The sequence below is a fragment of the Caballeronia sp. 11_S32 genome, from assembly GCF_056930355.1.
Window position 1 is genome coordinate 224,652 of record NZ_JBXOWH010000001.1, and the last position, 19,159, is coordinate 243,810.

Genomic DNA, 19,159 nt, shown 5'->3' on the forward strand with positions numbered 1-19,159 from the left:
AACGGCCAGCACAGCACAGCGGACAGCGACATGACATGCATTGAAGAACACATCGAAGTCTTTCCTCCGATCAGCGAGCTCATTCCTCATCGCGGCACGATGCTGCTGATGGACGACGTCACCTCATGCAGCGACGATGCGCTGACCGCGCGCGCGACCGTGCGCGCCGGCGCGTGGTACGCGGACGAACGCGGCGCGATGCCCGCGTGGATCGGCATCGAGCTGATGGCGCAGGGCGTGGCCGCGCATGTCGCGCTGATCGCGATGCGCGCGGGCGGCCGCGCGCGCCCCGGCGTGCTGCTCGGCACGCGCAGCTATCAGGCGCACGTGAGCGCGTTCGCGCGCGACGCGCGGCTCGACATTGGCGTGCGCGAAGTGCTGCGCAGCGAAGAAGGCCACGGCGCCTACGAATGCACGATCGATCACGACGGCGAGCGCTATGCGGATGCCGTCATCAAGATCTATCAGCCGCACGATTTTCAGACGTTCATCGAAGGGAGCTTCAGTTCATGAGCCGCCGCGTTCTCGTTACCGGCGCAAGCCGAGGCATTGGCCGCGCCATTGCGTATCAACTGGCCGCCGATGGCTTCGCCGTCTCCGTGCATTGCCGCACGGGCCGCGCCGAAGCCGAAGCGGTGACGGCGGGCATCGCCGCGCAGGGCGGCTCGGCGCGCGTCGTGCAGTTCGACGTGCGCGACCGCGCCGCATGCCGCGAGGCGCTCGAAGCCGACGTCGCCGCGCACGGCGCGTACTACGGCATCGTGTGCAGCGCGGGCGTGACGCGCGATGCGGCGTTTCCCGCGCTGACCGGCGATGACTGGGACGTCGTGATTGAAACGGGCCTCGACGCGTTCTACAACGTGATCCATCCGCTGACCATGCCGATGGTCCGCGCGAAGCAGGGCGGCCGCATCGTGACGATCGCGTCGGTGTCCGGCGTGATGGGCAATCGCGGTCAGGTGAACTACAGCGCCGCGAAAGCGGGGTTGATCGGTGCGACCAAGGCGCTCGCCGTCGAGCTCGCGTCGCGCAACATCACGGCGAACTGCGTCGCGCCGGGCCTGATCGAGACCGGCATGCTCGAAGACGCGCCCGTCGAACACGCGCTCAAGACGGTGCCGATGAACCGCGTGGGCCAGCCGGGCGAAGTGGCCGCCGTCGTCGGGTTCCTGATGTCGGATGCGGCTTCCTATGTGACGCGCCAGGTGATCGGCGTCAATGGCGGGATGATCTGATGAAACGAGTCGTCGTTACGGGCATGGGCGGCATCACGGCGCTGGGTGATCGCTGGGATGGAATCGAGGCCGCGCTGACAGCGGGGCGCAATGCGGTGCGGCGCATGCCGGAGTGGGATTTCTTCGAAGCGCTGCATACGCGCCTCGCCTGTCCGCTGCCGGCGTTCGAACAGCCCGCCGAGTGGCCGCGCAAGAAGACGCGTTCGATGGGCATCGTCTCGACGTACGCCGTGCGCGCGAGCGAACTCGCGCTCGCCGATGCGGGCCTTGCCGGCGAGGCGTCGATTAGCGACGGACGCATGGGCGTGGCCTATGGTTCGTCGTCGGGATCGGTCGAGCCGATCCGCGCGTTCGGCACGATGCTCAAGACCGGCTCGATGACCGACGTCACGTCGAACAGCTACGTGCAGATGATGCCGCACACGACCGCCGTCAACGTGAGCCTCTTCTGGGATCTGAAGGGCCGCATTCTGCCGACGTCGTCGGCGTGCGCGTCTGGCAGCCAGGCGATCGGCTTCGCGTACGAAGCCATCGCGACGGGCAAGCAGACTTTGATGCTCGCGGGCGGCGCGGAAGAACTGTCGGGCCCGGCCGTCGCCGTGTTCGACACGCTCTACGCCACGAGCACGCGCAACGACGAGCCGCATCTCACGCCGCGTCCGTTCGATGCGAAGCGCGACGGCCTCGTGGTCGGTGAAGGCGCGGCGACGCTCGTGCTCGAAGAATATGAGCACGCGAAGGCGCGCGGCGCGACGATACACGCGGAGATCGTGGGCTTCGGCTGCAACTCGGACGGCGCGCACATGACGCAGCCGACGGCGGTCACGATGGCGCGCGCAATGCATCTCGCGCTGGAAGATGCGCGCCTCGGCCCGCAAGCCATCGCTTATGTGAACGCGCATGGCACGTCGACCGATCGCGGCGATATCGCGGAAAGCCAGGCGACCGCGCAGACCTTCGGCGAGCGCATGCCGATCAGCTCGCTCAAGAGCTACGTCGGCCATACGCTCGGCGCGTGCGGCGCGATCGAAGCGTGGTGGACCATCGAAATGATGAAGCGCAACTGGTTTGCGCCGACGCTCAATCTCACCGAGGTCGATCCCGCGTGCGCGCCGCTCGACTACATTGCAGGCGCCGGACGCGCGATCGACGCCGAATACGTGATGAGCAACAACTTCGCGTTCGGCGGCATCAACACGTCGCTGATTTTCAGGCGCGTTCGATGATGCAGCGCGTCGTCGTGACGGGCATGGGCATTGTCTCGTGTCTCGGCAATTCGCTCGACACGGTGAGCGATGCGTTGCGCGCCGGACGATGCGGCGTGACGCGCATCGACGCGTGGCGCGAGCGCGGCTTCGGCTCGCAGGTCGCGGCGGTGGCGTCGGTCGCGAACGAGCCGCCGTTCGACCGCAAGCTGGAACGCTTCATGGGCGACACGGCGCGCTTCGCCTGTCACGCGGCGCGCAAGGCGATCGACGATGCGCGGCTCGATTACGCGGCGTTGCGCTCGCCGAAGGTCGGCGCGGTGATCGGCTCGGGCGTCGGCGCGATGGCGGAGTACGACGCGGCGCTCGCCGTCGTTCATGCGCACGGCGTCGACAGAACGCCGCCGTTCACGGTGCCGCGGGCGATGAGCAGCACGGCGTCGGCGAACGTCGTGCAGACGTTCGGCATCGAGGGCGTCGCGTATTCGCCTTCGTCGGCGTGCACGACATCGGCGCTCGCGATCGGACAGGCGATGCAGCTCGTTCAGACCGGACGGCAGCAGGTCGTGCTCGCGGGCGGCAGCGAAGCGCTGCACGACAACATGACGCTGATGTTCGATGCGATGCACGCGTTGTCGCGCGGCTTCAACGACACGCCGTCACGCGCCTCGCGCCCCTACGACACCGCGCGCGACGGTTTCGTTATCGGCTCCGGCGCGGGCGTGCTGGTGCTGGAAGCGCTCGATCACGCGCTCGCGCGCGGCGCGCGCATCTACGCGGAACTGACGGGCTTCGGCGAGAGCACCGACGGCGCGGGCATGGTGACGCCGCACAGCGATGGCATCGCGCGCGCGTTGCGCATGGCGCTCGACGCGGCGGGCGAGCCACCCGCCTACATCAACACGCAGGCGCCTTCGACGCCGCTCGGCGATGCCGGGGAGCTGCGCGCATTGCGGGCGGTGTTCGGGGCGCACGTGCCGCCGTTCTCGTCGACCAAGGGCATGACGGGACATCCGCTCGGCGCGTGCGGTGTGCACGAGGCGATCTACACGCTGCTGATGATGCGCGATGGCTTCATCGCGGGAACGGGGCGGATCGATTCGCCAGACCCGCTCGTGCGCGATATGCCGCTCGTGCAGTCGACGCGTGAAGCGCGTATCGCCAGTGCGTTGTCGGTGTCGTTCGGCTTCGGCGGGAGCTGCGCGAGCCTGATGTTCAAGGAAGTTGGACCGTCGCCCGTCGGCGCAGTTACGGGCTCGAATCGATAAACAATCAGAGTGAAATTAAGAATGAAAACAAAGATTCTGTTGGGGCTGGTCGCCGGCATCGTGATTTCGCAAGCCGGTTGTACGACGAAGATCCGCTCGATGCCGATCCCCGCCGAAGTGAAGACGCAGGACAAGCAGGGCGTCGCGATGTACTTCGGCGATCAGACGCACGCCAGCGTCAAGAAGATGCTGGAGACCAAGGAAGTGCGCGTGCGCGTGCCGCGCGAGATGGAAGGTCAGGAGGCAACGTGCAACGCCGCGCTCGGCAAGGCGGTCAAGGAACTGCGTGACTATGCGCGCACGCGTCAGGCGAATGCCGTCATCAACGTGAAGACGCGCTTCCAGCGTACGGAGTCGTCGTCGGCGACGGACTTCACGTGCGGCGCGAGCAACAACGGCTCGACGCTTGCCGTGAGCGGCGACATCGTGCAGCTCGATACCGAGTAAGCCAACCACTACGGGGGTAACAACCATGAAGCGTCAGATGATCTGCGTGGCAGCCGTTGCGAGCGTGCTGTCGTCGCATGCGTTCGCGCGGGACACGATCGCGAATTATCCCGTCGAAGCCGCGCTCAACAGCGAGGCCGGCAAGGTCGACGTGGCTATCCCGCTGTATTTCGCGGGGCAGAAGCATCCGGGCGTCGCGAAGTCGTTCGGCGAGTTCGCGACCAACAAGAAGACCAACGCATTCGGCAAGAGCGACGAAGCGGCGTGCCAGCACGTGTTTCTGTCGGCGGTGCTGGAGTTGCAGGACCGCGCGCGCAAGGAAGGCGGCAACGCGGTCATCAACATCAAGAGCAACTACAAGAACGCGGTGCGGGAAAGCGCGACGGAGTTCACTTGCGGTGCAGGCGCGGTGATGGCGGGCGTCGCCCTGAAGGGCGAAGTGGTGACGCTCAGGAAGTAAGGCGGAAGGCAGTTGCGGCGCGCATCGCAGCGATGCGCGCCGACGCGCGTGCTCAGGCGGACTTCGTTGCCGCGACGTTGACGAGGGTCTCGCGCCGCTTGCCGGGTTTCGGCGTGTAGAGACCGATGCGCTCCAGCAGGCCGAAATCCTTCGCGCGGCTCCACCACAGGTAGGGCAGCGAAACGTTGCGGGGTCCGAAGCTGAAGCCGCCGTTGCGGATCATGTGGAGATAGCCGTCGGCGCTCTTTTGCACTTGCATCGGATGACGGAACAGCAGGCGGATGACCCACGACTTGATGTAGGCATCCGTCGATTCGGCGAACAGCAGCACGCCGCCCGGCTTGAGCACGCGGCGGAACTCGGCCAGCGCGCGCTCCTGTTCGACGAGATGATGAAACGTCTGGTGGCAGAAGACGATATCGGCGCTTGCGTCGGGCAGCGGGAGATTGGCGCAGTCGCCGTGCAGCAGGTCGATGCGTGTTGCGGCGGTTTCGGGATTGGCTTCGCATGCGCGCGCGGATCGGGCGGCGAGGGCGAGCGACGGCTCGTGGAAATCGATGCCGACGATGCGCCGCGGCTTGAACGTTTGCGCCAGCAGCCGGAACGAAATGCCCTGGCCGCAGCCGACATCGACGATCACGGGCTGCGCGGGCAGCGGTGCATCGATCAGGCTTTTGAGATCGTCGATGGCGACGCGCAGCACGTGATGCTCCCACGTATGCGTGCGCAGGAACCAGACGCCGAAGGCCGTCTCCGCAACGAACGGCACGCTGGATGATTCGGTGTTCTGCACGATTGTGTCCGGTAAGGAAGTAGTGGTCGACTCTTTGAGTACGTGATCGGCTCGCATTGTAATCGCTGAGGCTTCGTGCGAGCGTCGTATGCGCGATACGGTGCGAAGCGGGAACGTACGGGAAACAGCAATGAATAAGGAATGTTTGATGAATGCTACGGTTGATGTCGCGATTATCGGTGCGGGACCTTCGGGCGCTGTCGCGGCGGCGCTGCTGCGCCGCGCGGGGCGCTCCGTGCTCGTGCTCGAGCGGCAGCACTTTCCGCGCTTCTCCATCGGCGAAAGTCTGTTGCCGCAAAGCATGGCGTATCTGGAGGAAGCGGGCATGCTGCGTGCCGTCGTGGAGGCCGGCTTCCAGTACAAGAACGGCGCGCAGTTCGTCTACCGCGATCAGATGTCGGCGTACGACTTCCGCGACAAGCATTCGGACGGCTGGGGCACGACGTACCAGGTCGAGCGCGCGGTGTTCGACGACCTGCTGATCCGCTGCGCGGCGGAGCAGGGGGCCGAAGTGCGCTTCGGGCATTCGGTGCTCGCGATGAACACGGGCGATGCCCCGACCCTCGAAGTCGCCGATGAAGCGGGCACGCGGTATCGGGTGAATGCGCGCTTCGTGCTCGATGCAAGCGGTTTCGGGCGCGTGCTGCCGCGTCTCTTGAACCTCGAAGCGCCGACCCGCATGCCGACGCGCGCGGCCATCTTCACGCATGTGCGCGACGGCATTCCGGCCGGCGTGCACGATCGCAACAAGATCACGGTCGCCGTGCATCCCGAGCATCGCGACGTCTGGTTCTGGATGATTCCTCTGGCGAACGGCCGCTCGTCCGTGGGATGTGTCGCGGAAGCGGCGTTTCTCGATGTGCCGGAAGCCGGGCGCGAGGACAAGCTGCGATCGCTGATTCGAAGCGAGCCGACGCTGAACCGCCTGATCGGCGATGCGCCTTTCCTGATGCCGGTGAGACACATCGGCGGTTATGCGGCGAACGTCGAGCGGCTGCATGGCGCAGGTTACGCACTGCTCGGCAATGCGGGCGAGTTTCTCGATCCCGTGTTCTCTTCGGGCGTGACGATCGCGCTGCGTTCGGCGCATCTTGCTGTCGAGACGCTCGCGCGTCAGTTGAATGGCGAGGCCGTCGACTGGAATGCGCAATACGATGTTCCGCTGCGCAAGGGTATCGACACGTTCCGCGCGTTCGTCGAGGCGTGGTACACGGGGAAGCTGCAGGACATCATCTTCTCGCGTGAGCAGACGCCGGTGATTCGCCGCATGATCAGCGCGTTGCTGGCCGGGTATGCGTGGGATGAAACGAATCCCTATGTCGTCGAACCGGTGCGGCGCCTGAATGCGCTGCATCAGGTGTGCGCGCAATTCGAGCGCTGATCTGAGCTATGTTCGAGGTGCCTATGTCAGCATTGCCGTGGATCGCGATCTTCCTGGCGGCGCCAGCCACGTGCATTGTTTCGTCCCGATGGCTGGGTCTGAGCCTGCTGCTCGTGGGATATGGCGCCGCGCTGATGAAGGGGCATCTCGGAACCTGGGCCGTGGTCCCTGTCTCGCTCCTCTTTCTCGCCGCATACGTGGTGTCGCCCAGGCGCCGCCAGTACGTTCGATATGCAGGGCACGCGCTTTTTGTCGCGCTTGCCATCGCGCTCAGCATGCATTGGCTTCCGGGGTTTCATAACCTTCGGGTCATCGGCCCTGTGCGCTTCACGCCGGACGCCGTGCCCTTCACGATGTATCTCAATCTCGACAAGCCCCTGATCGGTTTCTGGCTGCTCCTGGCGGTGCCGTGGATCCGGTCGTCGCAGGGCTTGCGCGTGTCGTTGTCGTACGGGGTCATCGGCTCGCTGGTCACGGCAGCGGTCTGTCTGGCGATTGCCCTGACGCTTGGGCTCGTGGCGTGGGCTCCGAAGTGGCCCGCCGATGGCTGGCTATGGATGCTCAACAATCTGCTGCTTGTCTCGCTCACCGAGGAGGCGCTGTTTCGCGGCTACATACAGGGTGGGCTGGAGCGGCTTCTTGAGCGTTGGCGTCGCGGGCGTGCGATTGCCTTATTTGTCGCTGCCGGATTGTTCGGCATGGCTCACATTGCCGGCGGATGGCAATGGATCGTGCTCGGCAGTGTTGCCGGGATCGGATATGGGCTCGCGTATCGTTTCGGCGGATTATCAGCCGCGATCATGGCCCACTTCGGCTTGAACGTGATGCACTTTTCGCTGTTCACGTATCCGATGCTACAGCGCGTCGGCGGGTTGTGAGTCGAGCTTCGGCTAGCGATGCGGGGTCTCTGTCTCCTGTTGGAGCAATGAGTGTCGCTCGTGATCTCCTAAATGAGATGTGGAAGAGCACGCAATGAAAAAACCGATGCCGGATTAAGGCATCGGTTCTTCCTGTTGCGCCGATCGGATGATCAGCGAAGGGATGGTTGTGCTGCGGGTCGCTTAACGGCCACGGCCGCCGCCGCCACCACCGCCGCCGCCGCCATTGCCACCGCCGCCGTGACCGCCGCCGCCATGACCGCCGCCCGAGCCGTTGCCGCCAGCTGAGCCGCCGTTGCCGCCGCCGCCACCGGCACCGCCGTTGCCGCCACCGCCACCGGCACCGCCGTTGCCGCCGCCACCGTTGCCGCCGCCGCCGTTGCCGCCGCCGCCGTTGCCGCCGCCACCGTGACCGCCGCCACCGTTGCCGCCACCACCGTGACCGCCGCCGCCGTGACCGCCGCCGCCGTTGCCGCCACCACCGTGACCGCCGCCGCCGTTGCCGCCGCCGCCGTTGCCGCCGCCGCCGTTGCCGCCGCCACCGTGACCGCCGCCGCCGTTGCCGCCGCCGCCGTTGCCGTTGCCACCACCGTTGCCGCCGCCACCGTGACCGCCGCCGCCGTTGCCGCCACCACCGTGACCGCCGCCGCCGTTGCCGCCGCCGCCGTTGCCGCCGCCACCGTTGCCGCCGCCACCGTTGCCGCCGCCGCCGTTGCCGCCGCCACCATTGCCGCCGCCACCGTGACCGCCGCCGCCGTTGCCGCCGCCGCCGTTGCCGCCGCCACCATTGCCGCCGCCACCGTGACCGCCGCCGCCGCCGCCGTTGCCGCCGCCGCCGTTGCCGCCGCCGCCGTTGCCGCCGCCGCCGTTGCCGCCGCCGCCGCCGTTGCCGCCGCCACCGTTGCCGCCGCCACCGCCACCGCCATTACCGCCACCGCCACCACCACCGCCACCACCACCACCAGCACCAGCACCGCTACCACCACCACCGTGGCCACCGCCGCCGTTTCCGCCACTGCCATGACCGCCGCCCGAGCTACCGCCGTTGCCACTTCCATGGCCACCTGCCGAGCCGTTGCCGTGACCGCCGTCGCCGTGGCCGCCATCCCCGTGACCGCCGTCGCCGTGACCAACGCCGCCATGGCCACCGTCGCCGTGACCGCCATCACCGTGACCGCCATCGCCGTGACCGCCATCACCGTGACCGCCATCACCGTGACCGCCATCGCCGTGACCGCCATCACCGTGACCGCCATCACCGTGACCGCCATCACCGTGACCGCCGTCGCCGTGACCGCCATCGCCATGGCCGCCATCGCCGTGACCGCCGTCGCCGTGACCGCCATCGCCGTGACCGCCATCGCCGTGACCGCCGTCGCCGTGACCAACGCCGCCATGGCCACCGTCGCCGTGACCGCCATCGCCGTGGCCCCCGTCACCGTGACCAACGCCGCCATGACCATGTCCATCGCCATGGCCGTCACCATCGCCGTGGCCGTGACCATGTCCGTCGCCATGACCGTCGCCATCGCCATCGCCGTGCCCATGGCCGTGTCCATCGCCATGGTGCCCGTGACCGCCGGTATCTCCGCCCGTATTGCCGCCGCCCGAGTCACCGCCGCCGGTGTTCCCGCCGCCCGTGCCGCCGTCGCCCGGGCCGCTCGATCCCGATCCCGTGCCTCCGCCCGTGCTCCCGGAGCTCCCCGACGATCCGCCGCCCGCGTTCGCGCCGCCCGCGCCCGCCGTCGCGCCCGGCCCGGCGCTCGCCGAGCCCTGACCGGCACCCGAACCGCTGGTGCCGCCCGAGCCACCCGAGCCGCTCGAGCCGCTTGTGCCGCCGCCCGCGCTGGTTCCGGCCGATCCATCGCCGCGACCGCCCCCGAGCAGAATCACGGGCGACGACTGCGTATCGACCGCCGGTTCCGTCGTCGGCGGCGCGCTCGTGATCGAGTCTGTCGCCGCAACCGTCATCACGACGTTTAGGCTGACAGGCGCGCACCCGTCGGATGTAGGGTTGGCGCAAGCATTCGCAGTCGTTTGCGCCGACGCAAGACTCGACACGGCCGCGACGATCACAGCCACGCTGAGCTTGATCGCGGTATTCAAAGTCCATTTATTAGGATTACTCATGTTAGCCCCTTGTAGTATTTCTTCGCCACGCGTTACACGCGTCCAATGAATCGTCCCGACGCGATGTGGGGCAAGAATGACAGCCTGTACGGCGCGTTCTGTGCGGTACGTAACCCGACGCGAGGCCGTGATCGTTTCGCGTCGTGCGAGACCGCGCAGAGAACGTTTGCGGGCGATCGGAAGAAGGGGGGATACGGTTGCCCGTCGCAGCTACTTTTGTCGTACCAGTGATCGGCGATGGCGGCCATTGCAGCCGCTCGCATCGAACTCAAATGCAGTCGAGACGATATGGAAAACGAAGGAATGCCCCATAGCGTGCCGACTCGTATTGAAAGCTATATATCGATGAACCGTAGGCTATCTGTATGGAATGGCCCGAGTCAACCGCGCTGTGTGCTGTGAACCGCAAATGCAAACCGCTGATGCAAGTGCGTTCGCGCATCGGCATCCGGGAACGAACGCACGATCGTTTATTCGAGCCGCAGGAGCATGATTTGCGAACGTCCGCGACGAGAGCGAAATTCCGTGAAAGAAACATATCCGCTGATCAAATAATCTGCATCGAAGTTAGCGAAAATATCGACTACAGTTTTTAATTATTCGTTTCTAAATCGCCCTGCGCGTGCGTTCGTTGGATTCGTCGAAGTTAAGCGCATGCCGGAGGCTGAATAGAGAACGGACCATCTGCTAGCGGCCCGGTGATGTTCATAAGAATTAGGAATACAAACTAACGGGGACATCGATGTACATCCGACACATCGTATCTATCAACCGGAGGGTGCCATGCAAAGAGGAAAACGAGTCGCCTGCATCGAGGCGACGGCGGTTATCGCACTTTCGATGGTTCAGGCAGGCGTTGCGCACGCGGACGATGAAGTCGTCGTGAATACGAACCCGGTTGCGTCGCGCACTGCGCTGGCGGATGTGTTGAACGCCAGGCCGGTCGTCAATGTGCTGCTGCCGCCGGACACATCCACGATCGTGCCGAGCACCGATGCGGGACCGTACGCGCCGGGCGTGATGACGCCGGGCGGCATCGTGAGCCAGGCACAGACGAGAGCGTATGGCGATTTCGGCATTCCTTATACGACCGGCCGCGTGCAGGACGGCAATCAGAGCGCGGGCGGCACCACGACCGCGAATTACCTCAGCACGACCTATCCGTATCGGGCGATAGGCAAGCTCACGTTTTCCGCCGGATACTGCACCGCGAGCCTGATCCGCAGAAGCGTCCTCGTCACGGCGGCGCACTGCATCCAGACGTTCGGAAGCGGAAGCTCGATCTTCTCGGGCTGGCAGTTCACCCCCGGGCACTACGGCGCTTCCGGCTCCACGTCAGCGCAGATCGCGCCTTATGGCACTTGGACCTGGGGCGGGCTCGTGCGGCCGTCGGCGTGGGCGAACGGAACCGATACCGGCTCGGGCTCCGCGCGCAACAACGATATCGCGGTGATCGCGGTGGCCAAGAACGCGTCGAACCAATTCATCGGCGATATCGTGGGCTATCTGAACTACGGATGGAACAACTATTCCTTCGTATCGTCATCCAAAACCGGCAATCTCCAGACGGCGGCCGTCACGACGCTGGGTTATCCCACGCTGCTCGATGGCGGCTTGATCATGCAGCGCACCGACGGGCCGACCTATACGACGACAGTCAGCGGCGCATCGCAGCTCTGGCAGGGCAGCAACCTCACGAGCGGAGCGAGCGGCGGTCCGTGGATCGTCAACTTCAGGGCCCGCGATGCCGCGCTCTCCGGCGGCGCCGTTGCGGGCAATTCGTCGAACCTCGCGATCATCGGCGTGACGTCGTGGGGCTCGTCCGATCCGAATGCGCCCAAGGACAACTACGCGTCGCAGTTCCGTCAGAACACGCAGTATCCGAACGCGACTTATGGGAACTACGGAGCCGGCAACATCGCGTCGCTGCTGAACTCGCTGTGCAGCGCCGCCGCGCCCGGCGGCGGCACGTTCGCGTCGCAGGGATATTGCAACTAGCGCGTTCGTAGGCGTTCCGCTGCCTGGAGCGGGCAGCGGAACGCCGGATTCAACTTCCGATGATAGGAGGAAGCGATGCGATGGCTTACCGTGACATCGTCGGTGGTTGGCGCATTGCTATGGAGCGTGGCGGTGATCGCACAGCCATTGACCATCGACGCATTGCAGGGCAACTGGACGATGATCGCGTCTTCGCCGACGGATGAACGCGCGCCGCCGAGGTTCACGATCGACGGGCCATCGATTCAGGGCTTCGACGGCTGCAACGAGTTCTCCGGCCGCCTCGATCAGCCGGGAAGCATCGGTTCGACGCGGCGCGGTTGCCCGGGGCAGGTGCTGCGGCTGCCGTTCGATCTGAGCGATCCCATGCCGCGGCTCAAATCCGGCAAGATCGAAAAAGGTAAACTGACCTTGCCCGCGGACGGACGTTTCCCCGAAACGTCATTCAAGAAGGGTTCGTGAGGGCGAGCCATGCCAAAGTCAGGCAACTGGCCTCGGTCCCATCATGGAGTGCGCGGGCATGCGTCCCCGGCTTGCCCTGATCACTCACTATGTCGCCTATGTTTTCGCTTCCACTGCTCGATGAGACACTGTGCCTCGTCCCGCGCCGCTACCGCTTGCCGCCGCTCGATGACGCAATGTCCCGCATGCAGGAAGCCAGTGCGTCGACGACGCTCGCGCTCGCGATCGAAGCGGCTCGCAGCGCGATCGAATGTGGCGCAGCACCCGATTCAGCGTCGAAGCGTCTCTTCATCGAAGCGCTCGCGCGCCTGATTCATGACGCGATGCGCACCGAAGCGGGCGACCCCGTATTTCAGGCGATGGTGCTGCGCCATCAGGCTTCGCAGGTGCGCGAGTATGCGTCGTTATCAGCACATGAGCCGCAGGATCGCCGTCTCGTTCGTGCGGCCGTCGATTCGATCGCGCATCCGCAAAAGCGGGAGCGCATTCAGCACGGTTCGCAACGAGATGCACTTGCCCGGCTGCATGCTGCAGGATCATCCGCACCGGCGTCCGATCTCTTCGATACAGTGCGATCGCTTCTGGATATGCCCGAGATCGCGAGCGATGCATCGCTGCGGCGCGGCTTGACGCAACTCCGCGACAGCGCAGCGCTCAAACGCTTGCGGCGTCTCGAGGCTCTGGAGCCGGACGAGCTCGTGTGCCGGTATCGATCGTTGTGGGACCGGAGCGGTCCACGTCCGGGAAGCAAAACGGCTGTTGCGCGGGGCGTCGAGTCGAAGCAGCGTGGCGCGGCCATGGAAGCATCGGCTGCGCGCGCGCTCGAAGCGCTGGCGCGACGGCTCAATGAGGTGCAAGGGCAGCACGCGTCGTACCGCGTAGTGACCTCGATGCGCGTGCCCGCTTCGATTCCCGGCAGTCACGCGCGCGCCAAGACCGAATGGGACGCGGTACTGTTGTGAAGCGCACAGACGTCCGATGCCGCGTCCGTGTGGGACGTTTGCCTGTTCGTCGAAGCAAAGGCTTCGGTCGATGCCGCCACGACCGACTTCGCGCGGCTATTGCGCGGATTGCGCCTGCTCGCGCATGCCGAAGCGCATATCGACTACGCGTTCGACACACAGCAGGGCACATTCCTTCTTCGCGGCGCCTCGCTGGGCGCGTTGCGCATCGACGAGGCCGCGCTCGAACGAACGGTGTTGTATTGCTGCGATGCGCCTGTCGAACGCGCTCCGCGTCTGTTGAGCGCCGCTGGCCGAATGCAGCTTCTATCCGCGCCGGCGAGCCTTGAATTCGCGATCACGCTCATGAAGGAGCGTGCGGACGTTCACGATCTCGAACCCGTCTGGGATGCATTGCTCGAATCGCCACAATGGGCGGCCGTGCTCAATCAATATCCGATGTTGCGCCAGGTACGTGAATTGATGGTTCATCCGGACGACTTGCTGTGTGCGATAGCCGGTTGACAAATACCGAGGCAGCTGTAGTCGGGCGAGCGCTGCTTCGCGCCGTGAACGAAGCGCGTCGAAAGATTCGTTCTCTCGCCTGCGATCTCGTCAAGGGAAGACAAACGTCTTGCTTAGACCGCCAATGTCGCCGCGCTGGGCTCGGTCATGGCACGCTGAATGCTAGTATGACAATTCTGCATATAGCGCTGCTTCCCAAGCCTGTCGTCGCGTCATAGACTGTGAGCCGGTAAGTGCACTTCGCTTGAGGGTTCCTTCATATGTTTGATAAGGGATTTTTCGAGCAGCGTGCATGGCGCGCCTGGCCGCGCCGCTGTGGAGACAATGGCAAGGGCGCGGCATCGCACCGGACCCATGAAGATACTCATTGCGAACACTCTCTACTATCCCGATGAGCCCGGCGGGGCCGAGGTATCGACGCGGCTGCTTGCGGAAGGATTAGTCAAGGCGGGCATGGAGGTCTGCGTGGTCTGCGCGACGGGGACGGGCGCCGACCGCGTAGAAGATGTGAACGGCGTGAAGGTGTATCGCCTTCGCTCGGTCAATCTCTACTGGCCGCATTCGCGAGAGAAGCGCGGTCGTGTCGCCAGGCTCATCTGGCATGTCATCGACGTGCATAACGTTATCATGTCGCGCAAGCTGTCCAGCATCATCGCGCGGGAGAAGCCGGACGTCCTCAGTACGAGCAATCTGTCCTGCCTGTCCATCGATATCTGGCGCCTCGCGAACAATGCCGGCGTGCCCGTCGTGCATACCATGCGCGACTATTATCTGCTGTGCCCGACCGCGATCATGTGCTCGCATGGCAAGCCGTGCGAGCGGCAGTGCGGCGTCTGCGCGCTCTATGCAGAGCCGAAGCGGGTGGGGTCGGCGCGCGTCGCGGTTGCCGTGGGCGTGAGCCAGTTCGTGTTGCAAAAGCATCTGGACAAAAACTATTTCCCGCGTGCGGCACGCACGACGGTCATCCACAATTGCTGCGAGCCGTTCGACGGCTCGGGCGCGCCGCAACGCACGCGCCGCTATGAAGGCGGACCGGTGCGGCTCGGCGTGCTCGGGCGCGTGGCGCCCGAGAAGGGAATCGAGATTCTGCTAGAACAACTGCTCGCGGACGATACCTTGCAATGGACGCTCGCCGTCGGCGGCGCAGGCGATGCGGACTATCTCCGTTCGCTCAAGGCGAAGTATGACGACCCGCGCGTCGAATATCTCGGGCATGTGAAGTCCGGCGACTTCTTCAATAGCATCGATATTCTCGTGGTGCCGTCGCTCTGGAGCGAACCGTTCGGTCGCGTGACGGTGGAAGCGTATTCATATGGCCTGCCGGTCGTGGCCGCGAATACCGGCGGCATTCCTGAAATCGTCGAGCCGCGCACGAATCTCGTGTTCGATATCGCGCGGCCCGCGACGATCATCGGCAAGCTGCATGAGGCGGTCGCGCTGCTCGAAGATCCGCGTATCCACGACCGTCTGCGCGAACATGCCGGGCGCTTCACTCGCGATGCAATGGTCGATTCCTATCTCGATCTCTACGAAGGCGTGCTGGGCGATGCGCCGATCAAGGGCGCGCTATGCTAGATCGCGCGGGTCTTTTCGACGAAGGCTGTGCAAGCGCGCGGCGAGCATAGCCGGATCGAATCTGTCTTCAGTGAAATGCTTTCCACTTCGAGTCAAGTCAGCTAATCACATTTGCTTGGTTTGATCGTTTTGCGCCCGGCATGAGAATGAGCGAGCAGGGCGCCGCGTGTCGCGCGGCGCCGGACCTTTCCTTTATCCGCTCATCATCCCGATCTCATGAAGGCGTCAATCTCACATCGCCGGCCGCGTGCTGCCGGAAAGCGTTTCCATGCGGCTTGCGCGGTCGCGGCGCTCATTCTGCTGGGCGGTTGCAAGCCTGAGCAGGAGCAGGCGCAAGCGTCCGCGAGTACGGTCACGCAGACAGCGAAGCAGGAGGTGACGTACTTCAAATACCCCGACAACCCCGCGTTCGATCTCGTCTATCTCGCCGACAAGCTCGGCTACTTCAATGGCACCAGCACGCGCCCGAAGTACGTCGGCAAGATTTCCGCGCCGCAGATCATTCCGCTCGTCGGCACCGGCGAGATCGATTTCGGCACGCGCATGGTGCCGCTCGTCATCTCAGCCATCGCGAGCGGCGCGGATATCAAGGTGATTTCCGCGGGCGGAGAAACCTTGCCCGACGCGCCGCATATGAAGTATTTCACGCGCAAGGACTCCGGCATTCGCGGGCCGAAGGACTTCGAAGGCAAGACCGTCGCGTTCAACAGTTTCGGCGCGTGCGCGGAGTTCGTGACGAAGAAATATCTGTCGCAGCATGGCGTGGATGTATCGAAGGTCAACTGGCTCGTCGTGCCCGATAACCAGTCGCAGCAGGCGCTCGTCACGAAGAACGTCGATATCGCCATCATTCATCCGCCGTTTTCGGGCGCGGCCGAAGCCGATTCCCAACTGCACAAGCTCTGGAGCGACTGGGACGAGGATCACGGGCTCGGCGGCATGGCGCCGTATAGCGTGAACGGCGCATTCGCACGCGCGCATCCGCAGGCGGTGAAGGACTTCGTCACCGCCATCGCGCGCGCGGGAAACTGGGTCAACGAGCATCCCGACGAAGCGCGCAAGCTCACGGCCGAGCGCCTCGGCATCGACGTGAAGCTGGTAGAACGCTATGCCTATGTAAAGGATCTCGTGGTAACGGAACCGCCGATCCAGTACTACATCGACATTCTGGAGCAGGCCGGCAAGATCCCGAAGGGCAAGGTCCGGGTCCAGGACGTCTACACGAACGAATACAACCCGCTGGCCGCGAAACAGTCGCAGGCGAGCGCGGCGCCTCCCGCGAACGGAAAGCCTTCATGAGCGGCGCATTGCCTGAACGCGAGAAGATCGTCGCGCGCGATCTCTCGCTTACCTATGTCAACGAGACGACCGGGTCGCGGCATACCGTGCTCGATAGCTTCGACCTGAGCGTGCGCGATGGCGAGTTTCTCGCCGTGCTCGGACCGAGCGGATGCGGCAAGTCGACCTTCCTCAACCTCCTCGCGGGCCTGACTCAGCCGACGTCGGGCGCGATCACCATCGACGGCGATTCCGTGAGCGCCGCGCGCCGCAAGCTCGGCTTCGTGTTTCAGGGCTATGCGCTGTTTCCATGGCGCACGGTGCGCAAGAACGTCGAAACGGGGCTGGAGATCCGGGGCGTGAAGCGCGCGCAACGACGCAGCGAGGCCGAGCGCTTTTTGCGCCTCGTCGGCCTCATCGATTTCGCGGATCACTTCCCGCATCAGCTTTCCGGCGGCATGCGCCAGCGCGTGGCGATTGCGCGCGTGCTCGCTTACGGTCCCGAGATCCTGCTGATGGACGAGCCCTTCGGCGCACTCGATGCGCAAACGCGCGAGTCCTTGCAGCAGGAGTTGCTCGGCATCTGGGAGCAGAGCGCGAAGACGGTCGTGTTCGTCACGCACAGCATCGACGAGGCGATTTATCTGGCGGATCGCGTCGCTGTCGTGGGGCGAGGGCCGGGGCGCGTGAAGGAGATCATCGATATCGATTTGCCGCGTCCGCGTCCGGCTTCGATACGTCATGGCGCGCATTTCGTCGCGCTGCGGCAGCGTGCGTGGGCGAGCCTGAGTTCGGAGCTGAGCGGCGAACCGGCCGCGTCGCGCGAACGTATCGGCGAATCATTGACGGGAGCGTGAATGGCAGAGCAAGAGAGTGTGCGCGGCTTTCCAGTGCTGGCCGCAACGAAGCATCGCGATGCGAGAGAGACCCGTGCCAGGCGCGGCGTGCGCGTGTCGATCGCGTTCGAGCGTTCGATCGCGCTCATCGTGTTCGCATTGCTGTGGGAGTTGCTGCCGCGTCTGGGCATCGTGAGCACGGCCTATCTGAGTCCCCCGTCGCAAGTGGCGGTCGCCATTGCGCAGTTGTTCGACAACGGCGAAGTATGGAAGCATCTCGGCGCGAGCGCGCTGCGTTCGATCAGCGGCTTGCTGCTGGCGGTGGCCGGGGGCGTGATCTGCGGCTTCGCGCTCGGATGGTTCAGACGCGCCGAACGCATCATCGATCCGCTTTATCAGTTATTGCGGCAAGTCTCCGCGTTCGCGTTGTTTCCGGTGTTCATGCTGTTTCTCGGCATCGGCGAATCGTCGAAGATCGCGATCATCGTGTGGGCCGCGTTCTGGCCCGTGCTGCTGAACACGATCTCGGGCGTGAAGCAGGTCGAACGCGTTTTCATCGACTGTGCGCGTTCCATGGGCGCCTCGCAAGGCTTCATCTTCGCGAAGGTCGTGCTGCCCGCGGCACTGCCCGAAATACTGACCGGTATCCGGCTCGCCGGGGCTTACAGCATCACGGCGCTGGTCGCGGCGGAGATGATCGGCGCACGCTCGGGGCTCGGCTTCTATACGCTGAACTCGCAGGAGACGTTCCAGATTCCCGATATGTACGCGGGCATCGTGTTGCTCGCGGTATTCGGTCTCGTGATCAACAAGAGTCTTTCATTGCTCGAGCGTCGCCTTTTGCGCTGGCGTGTAGGGCTTGCGCAGAATGGCTAGGAGCGCGGTCGCGGCGAGTCATGGTTTCGGCCGGTGGATGCGCTGGTTCGCGCTTGCGGTCATGGCGTGCGTGGCGCTGGCGTCGTTGCCATTGCGCGATGCGTGGCGCACCCGCTTCGGCGATGACCGTCCGTTCGCTGCCGCCATTGCGCGCGGCAGCCTGATCGTCGTGGTGCCTTCTCGTCCCGCGCCTGCGTTGAACGTGGGACATGTCGATCATTTTGCGCGCGCAGCGGATGGCTTTTCGGCGGCGCTCGCGGAAGACATCGGGCAGCGCGCGGGGCTTCCGGTCACCTTGCTGCTCGCCGGGCCGCGCGATGCAAGCGAGGCGCTGCGATCCGGCCGCGCGGATATCGCCATCGCGCAACTGCCCTTCGCCGCAGACAGATCGCTCGCCTATGCGCCGACCGCCTATACGTCGGGGCGCGGCATGGCGCTCGTGCTTCGGCATGGCGCCGTGCGCGATTGGAACGACCTCGCAGGCCGCTCGATTTGCGTATCGCGAGGCAGCCCGTTCGCGTGGGACGCGGCGCGTCGCGCGCACGCGAACGTGCGGGATTACGACCGTCCGCTCGATGCGTTGCTGGCCTTCCAGGCGGGCGAATGCACCGCGCTCGTCGATGACGAGCATGTCATCCGCAAGCTGCTCAGGCAGCCTGACTGGGCCTACTACCGGAGACTGCCGGGCACGCTCGCGCCCGCGCCGGGGTTCATCGCGACGCGAGGCGGCGATGTCGCGAGCGCCGCTTTCATCGAACGTATCGTGCAGGACTGGCGAAAGACGCGCTGGTTGTCGACGGTGCGCGAAGAGCAGGCGACTCAGCTTGCGTTCGACATCTTCAACGTGCAGAACGATTCGTATTGCCACTGA

At 65.0% G+C, this 19,159-nt stretch carries 18 protein-coding genes and 1 pseudogene; 17 read left to right on the forward strand and 2 right to left on the reverse strand.

Annotation, left to right across the window (positions count from 1 at the left end):
- Window positions 1-30: 30 nt before the first annotated feature.
- Genes AC1Z32_RS01080 through AC1Z32_RS01105 form a run of 6 tightly spaced genes read left to right on the forward strand, consistent with a single transcriptional unit; the run spans window position 31 to window position 4,615 of the window.
- The gene (locus tag AC1Z32_RS01080; protein WP_483476867.1) at window positions 31-513 is read left to right on the forward strand and encodes a hotdog family protein; all 483 of its coding nucleotides are present in this window, start codon (window positions 31-33) and stop codon (window positions 511-513) included.
- The gene (locus AC1Z32_RS01085; protein WP_483476868.1) at window positions 510-1,235 is read left to right on the forward strand and encodes a 3-ketoacyl-ACP reductase FabG2; all 726 of its coding nucleotides are present in this window, start codon (window positions 510-512) and stop codon (window positions 1,233-1,235) included. Before AC1Z32_RS01080 ends, AC1Z32_RS01085 begins: the two co-directional genes overlap by 4 nt.
- Window positions 1,235-2,461: a beta-ketoacyl-ACP synthase gene (locus AC1Z32_RS01090; protein WP_483476869.1), complete on the forward strand. Its 1,227-nt coding sequence runs from the start codon at window positions 1,235-1,237 to the stop codon at window positions 2,459-2,461. Before AC1Z32_RS01085 ends, AC1Z32_RS01090 begins: the two co-directional genes overlap by 1 nt.
- Window positions 2,461-3,708 (forward strand): beta-ketoacyl-[acyl-carrier-protein] synthase family protein, encoded by a 1,248-nt coding sequence (locus AC1Z32_RS01095; protein WP_483478173.1) that lies wholly within the window; start codon window positions 2,461-2,463, stop codon window positions 3,706-3,708. The genes AC1Z32_RS01090 and AC1Z32_RS01095 overlap by 1 nt, the downstream gene beginning before the upstream one ends.
- 21 nt (window positions 3,709-3,729) lie before the next feature.
- Window positions 3,730-4,155, forward strand: coding sequence for a hypothetical protein (locus AC1Z32_RS01100; protein WP_483476870.1), 426 nt, complete (start codon window positions 3,730-3,732; stop codon window positions 4,153-4,155).
- Window positions 4,156-4,180: 25 nt separating this feature from the next.
- A complete protein-coding gene (locus tag AC1Z32_RS01105; protein WP_483476871.1) occupies window positions 4,181-4,615 on the forward strand; it encodes an excinuclease ABC subunit A in 435 nt (144 codons plus the stop codon).
- Between the two features lie 52 nt (window positions 4,616-4,667).
- Here the strand turns inward: AC1Z32_RS01105 and AC1Z32_RS01110 are convergent, their stop codons facing one another.
- A complete protein-coding gene (locus tag AC1Z32_RS01110; protein WP_483476872.1) occupies window positions 4,668-5,408 on the reverse strand; it encodes a class I SAM-dependent methyltransferase in 741 nt (246 codons plus the stop codon).
- Between the two features lie 130 nt (window positions 5,409-5,538).
- Here AC1Z32_RS01110 and AC1Z32_RS01115 point away from each other — a divergent pair, with 130 nt between their 5' ends.
- Window positions 5,539-6,789, forward strand: a complete 1,251-nt coding sequence (locus AC1Z32_RS01115; RefSeq protein WP_483476873.1) for an NAD(P)/FAD-dependent oxidoreductase — start codon at window positions 5,539-5,541, stop codon at window positions 6,787-6,789.
- A 23-nt stretch (window positions 6,790-6,812) separates the two neighbouring features.
- Window positions 6,813-7,667: a lysostaphin resistance A-like protein gene (locus AC1Z32_RS01120; protein ID WP_483476874.1), complete on the forward strand. Its 855-nt coding sequence runs from the start codon at window positions 6,813-6,815 to the stop codon at window positions 7,665-7,667.
- A 152-nt stretch (window positions 7,668-7,819) separates the two neighbouring features.
- Here AC1Z32_RS01120 and AC1Z32_RS01125 read toward each other — a convergent pair whose 3' ends face one another.
- Window positions 7,820-8,608, reverse strand: a complete 789-nt coding sequence (locus AC1Z32_RS01125) for a hypothetical protein (RefSeq protein WP_483476875.1) — start codon at window positions 8,606-8,608, stop codon at window positions 7,820-7,822.
- 139 nt (window positions 8,609-8,747) lie between these two features.
- Here AC1Z32_RS01125 and AC1Z32_RS01130 point away from each other — a divergent pair, with 139 nt between their 5' ends.
- The 9 genes and pseudogenes from AC1Z32_RS01130 to AC1Z32_RS01170 all read left to right on the forward strand — a co-directional run bounded on the left by AC1Z32_RS01130 (window position 8,748) and on the right by AC1Z32_RS01170 (window position 19,159).
- Complete coding sequence (locus AC1Z32_RS01130; RefSeq protein WP_483476876.1) at window positions 8,748-9,650, forward strand: hypothetical protein; 903 nt, start codon at window positions 8,748-8,750, stop codon at window positions 9,648-9,650.
- A 930-nt stretch (window positions 9,651-10,580) separates the two neighbouring features.
- The gene (locus AC1Z32_RS01135) at window positions 10,581-11,795 is read left to right on the forward strand and encodes a trypsin-like serine peptidase (RefSeq protein ID WP_483476877.1); all 1,215 of its coding nucleotides are present in this window, start codon (window positions 10,581-10,583) and stop codon (window positions 11,793-11,795) included.
- A gap of 75 nt (window positions 11,796-11,870) precedes the next feature.
- Entirely contained in the window at window positions 11,871-12,257 is a 387-nt protein-coding gene (locus AC1Z32_RS01140; RefSeq protein WP_483476878.1) for an META domain-containing protein, read from the forward strand.
- 89 nt (window positions 12,258-12,346) lie between these two features.
- Window positions 12,347-13,723 (forward strand): annotated as a pseudogene (locus AC1Z32_RS01145) (3-deoxy-D-arabino-heptulosonate 7-phosphate synthase).
- A 354-nt stretch (window positions 13,724-14,077) separates the two neighbouring features.
- Window positions 14,078-15,298: a glycosyltransferase family 4 protein gene (locus AC1Z32_RS01150; protein ID WP_483476879.1), complete on the forward strand. Its 1,221-nt coding sequence runs from the start codon at window positions 14,078-14,080 to the stop codon at window positions 15,296-15,298.
- Window positions 15,299-15,514: 216 nt separating this feature from the next.
- Window positions 15,515-16,597: an ABC transporter substrate-binding protein gene (locus tag AC1Z32_RS01155; protein ID WP_483476880.1), complete on the forward strand. Its 1,083-nt coding sequence runs from the start codon at window positions 15,515-15,517 to the stop codon at window positions 16,595-16,597.
- On the forward strand, window positions 16,594-17,433 hold the full coding sequence (locus AC1Z32_RS01160) for an ABC transporter ATP-binding protein (protein ID WP_483476881.1): 840 nt from the start codon (window positions 16,594-16,596) through the stop codon (window positions 17,431-17,433). The genes AC1Z32_RS01155 and AC1Z32_RS01160 overlap by 4 nt, the downstream gene beginning before the upstream one ends.
- Window positions 17,434-18,288 carry an ABC transporter permease gene (locus AC1Z32_RS01165; protein WP_483476882.1) on the forward strand — a complete coding sequence of 285 codons (855 nt, stop codon included), beginning with the start codon at window positions 17,434-17,436 and terminating at the stop codon, window positions 18,286-18,288.
- Complete coding sequence (locus AC1Z32_RS01170; protein ID WP_483476883.1) at window positions 18,281-19,159, forward strand: type 2 periplasmic-binding domain-containing protein; 879 nt, start codon at window positions 18,281-18,283, stop codon at window positions 19,157-19,159. Before AC1Z32_RS01165 ends, AC1Z32_RS01170 begins: the two co-directional genes overlap by 8 nt.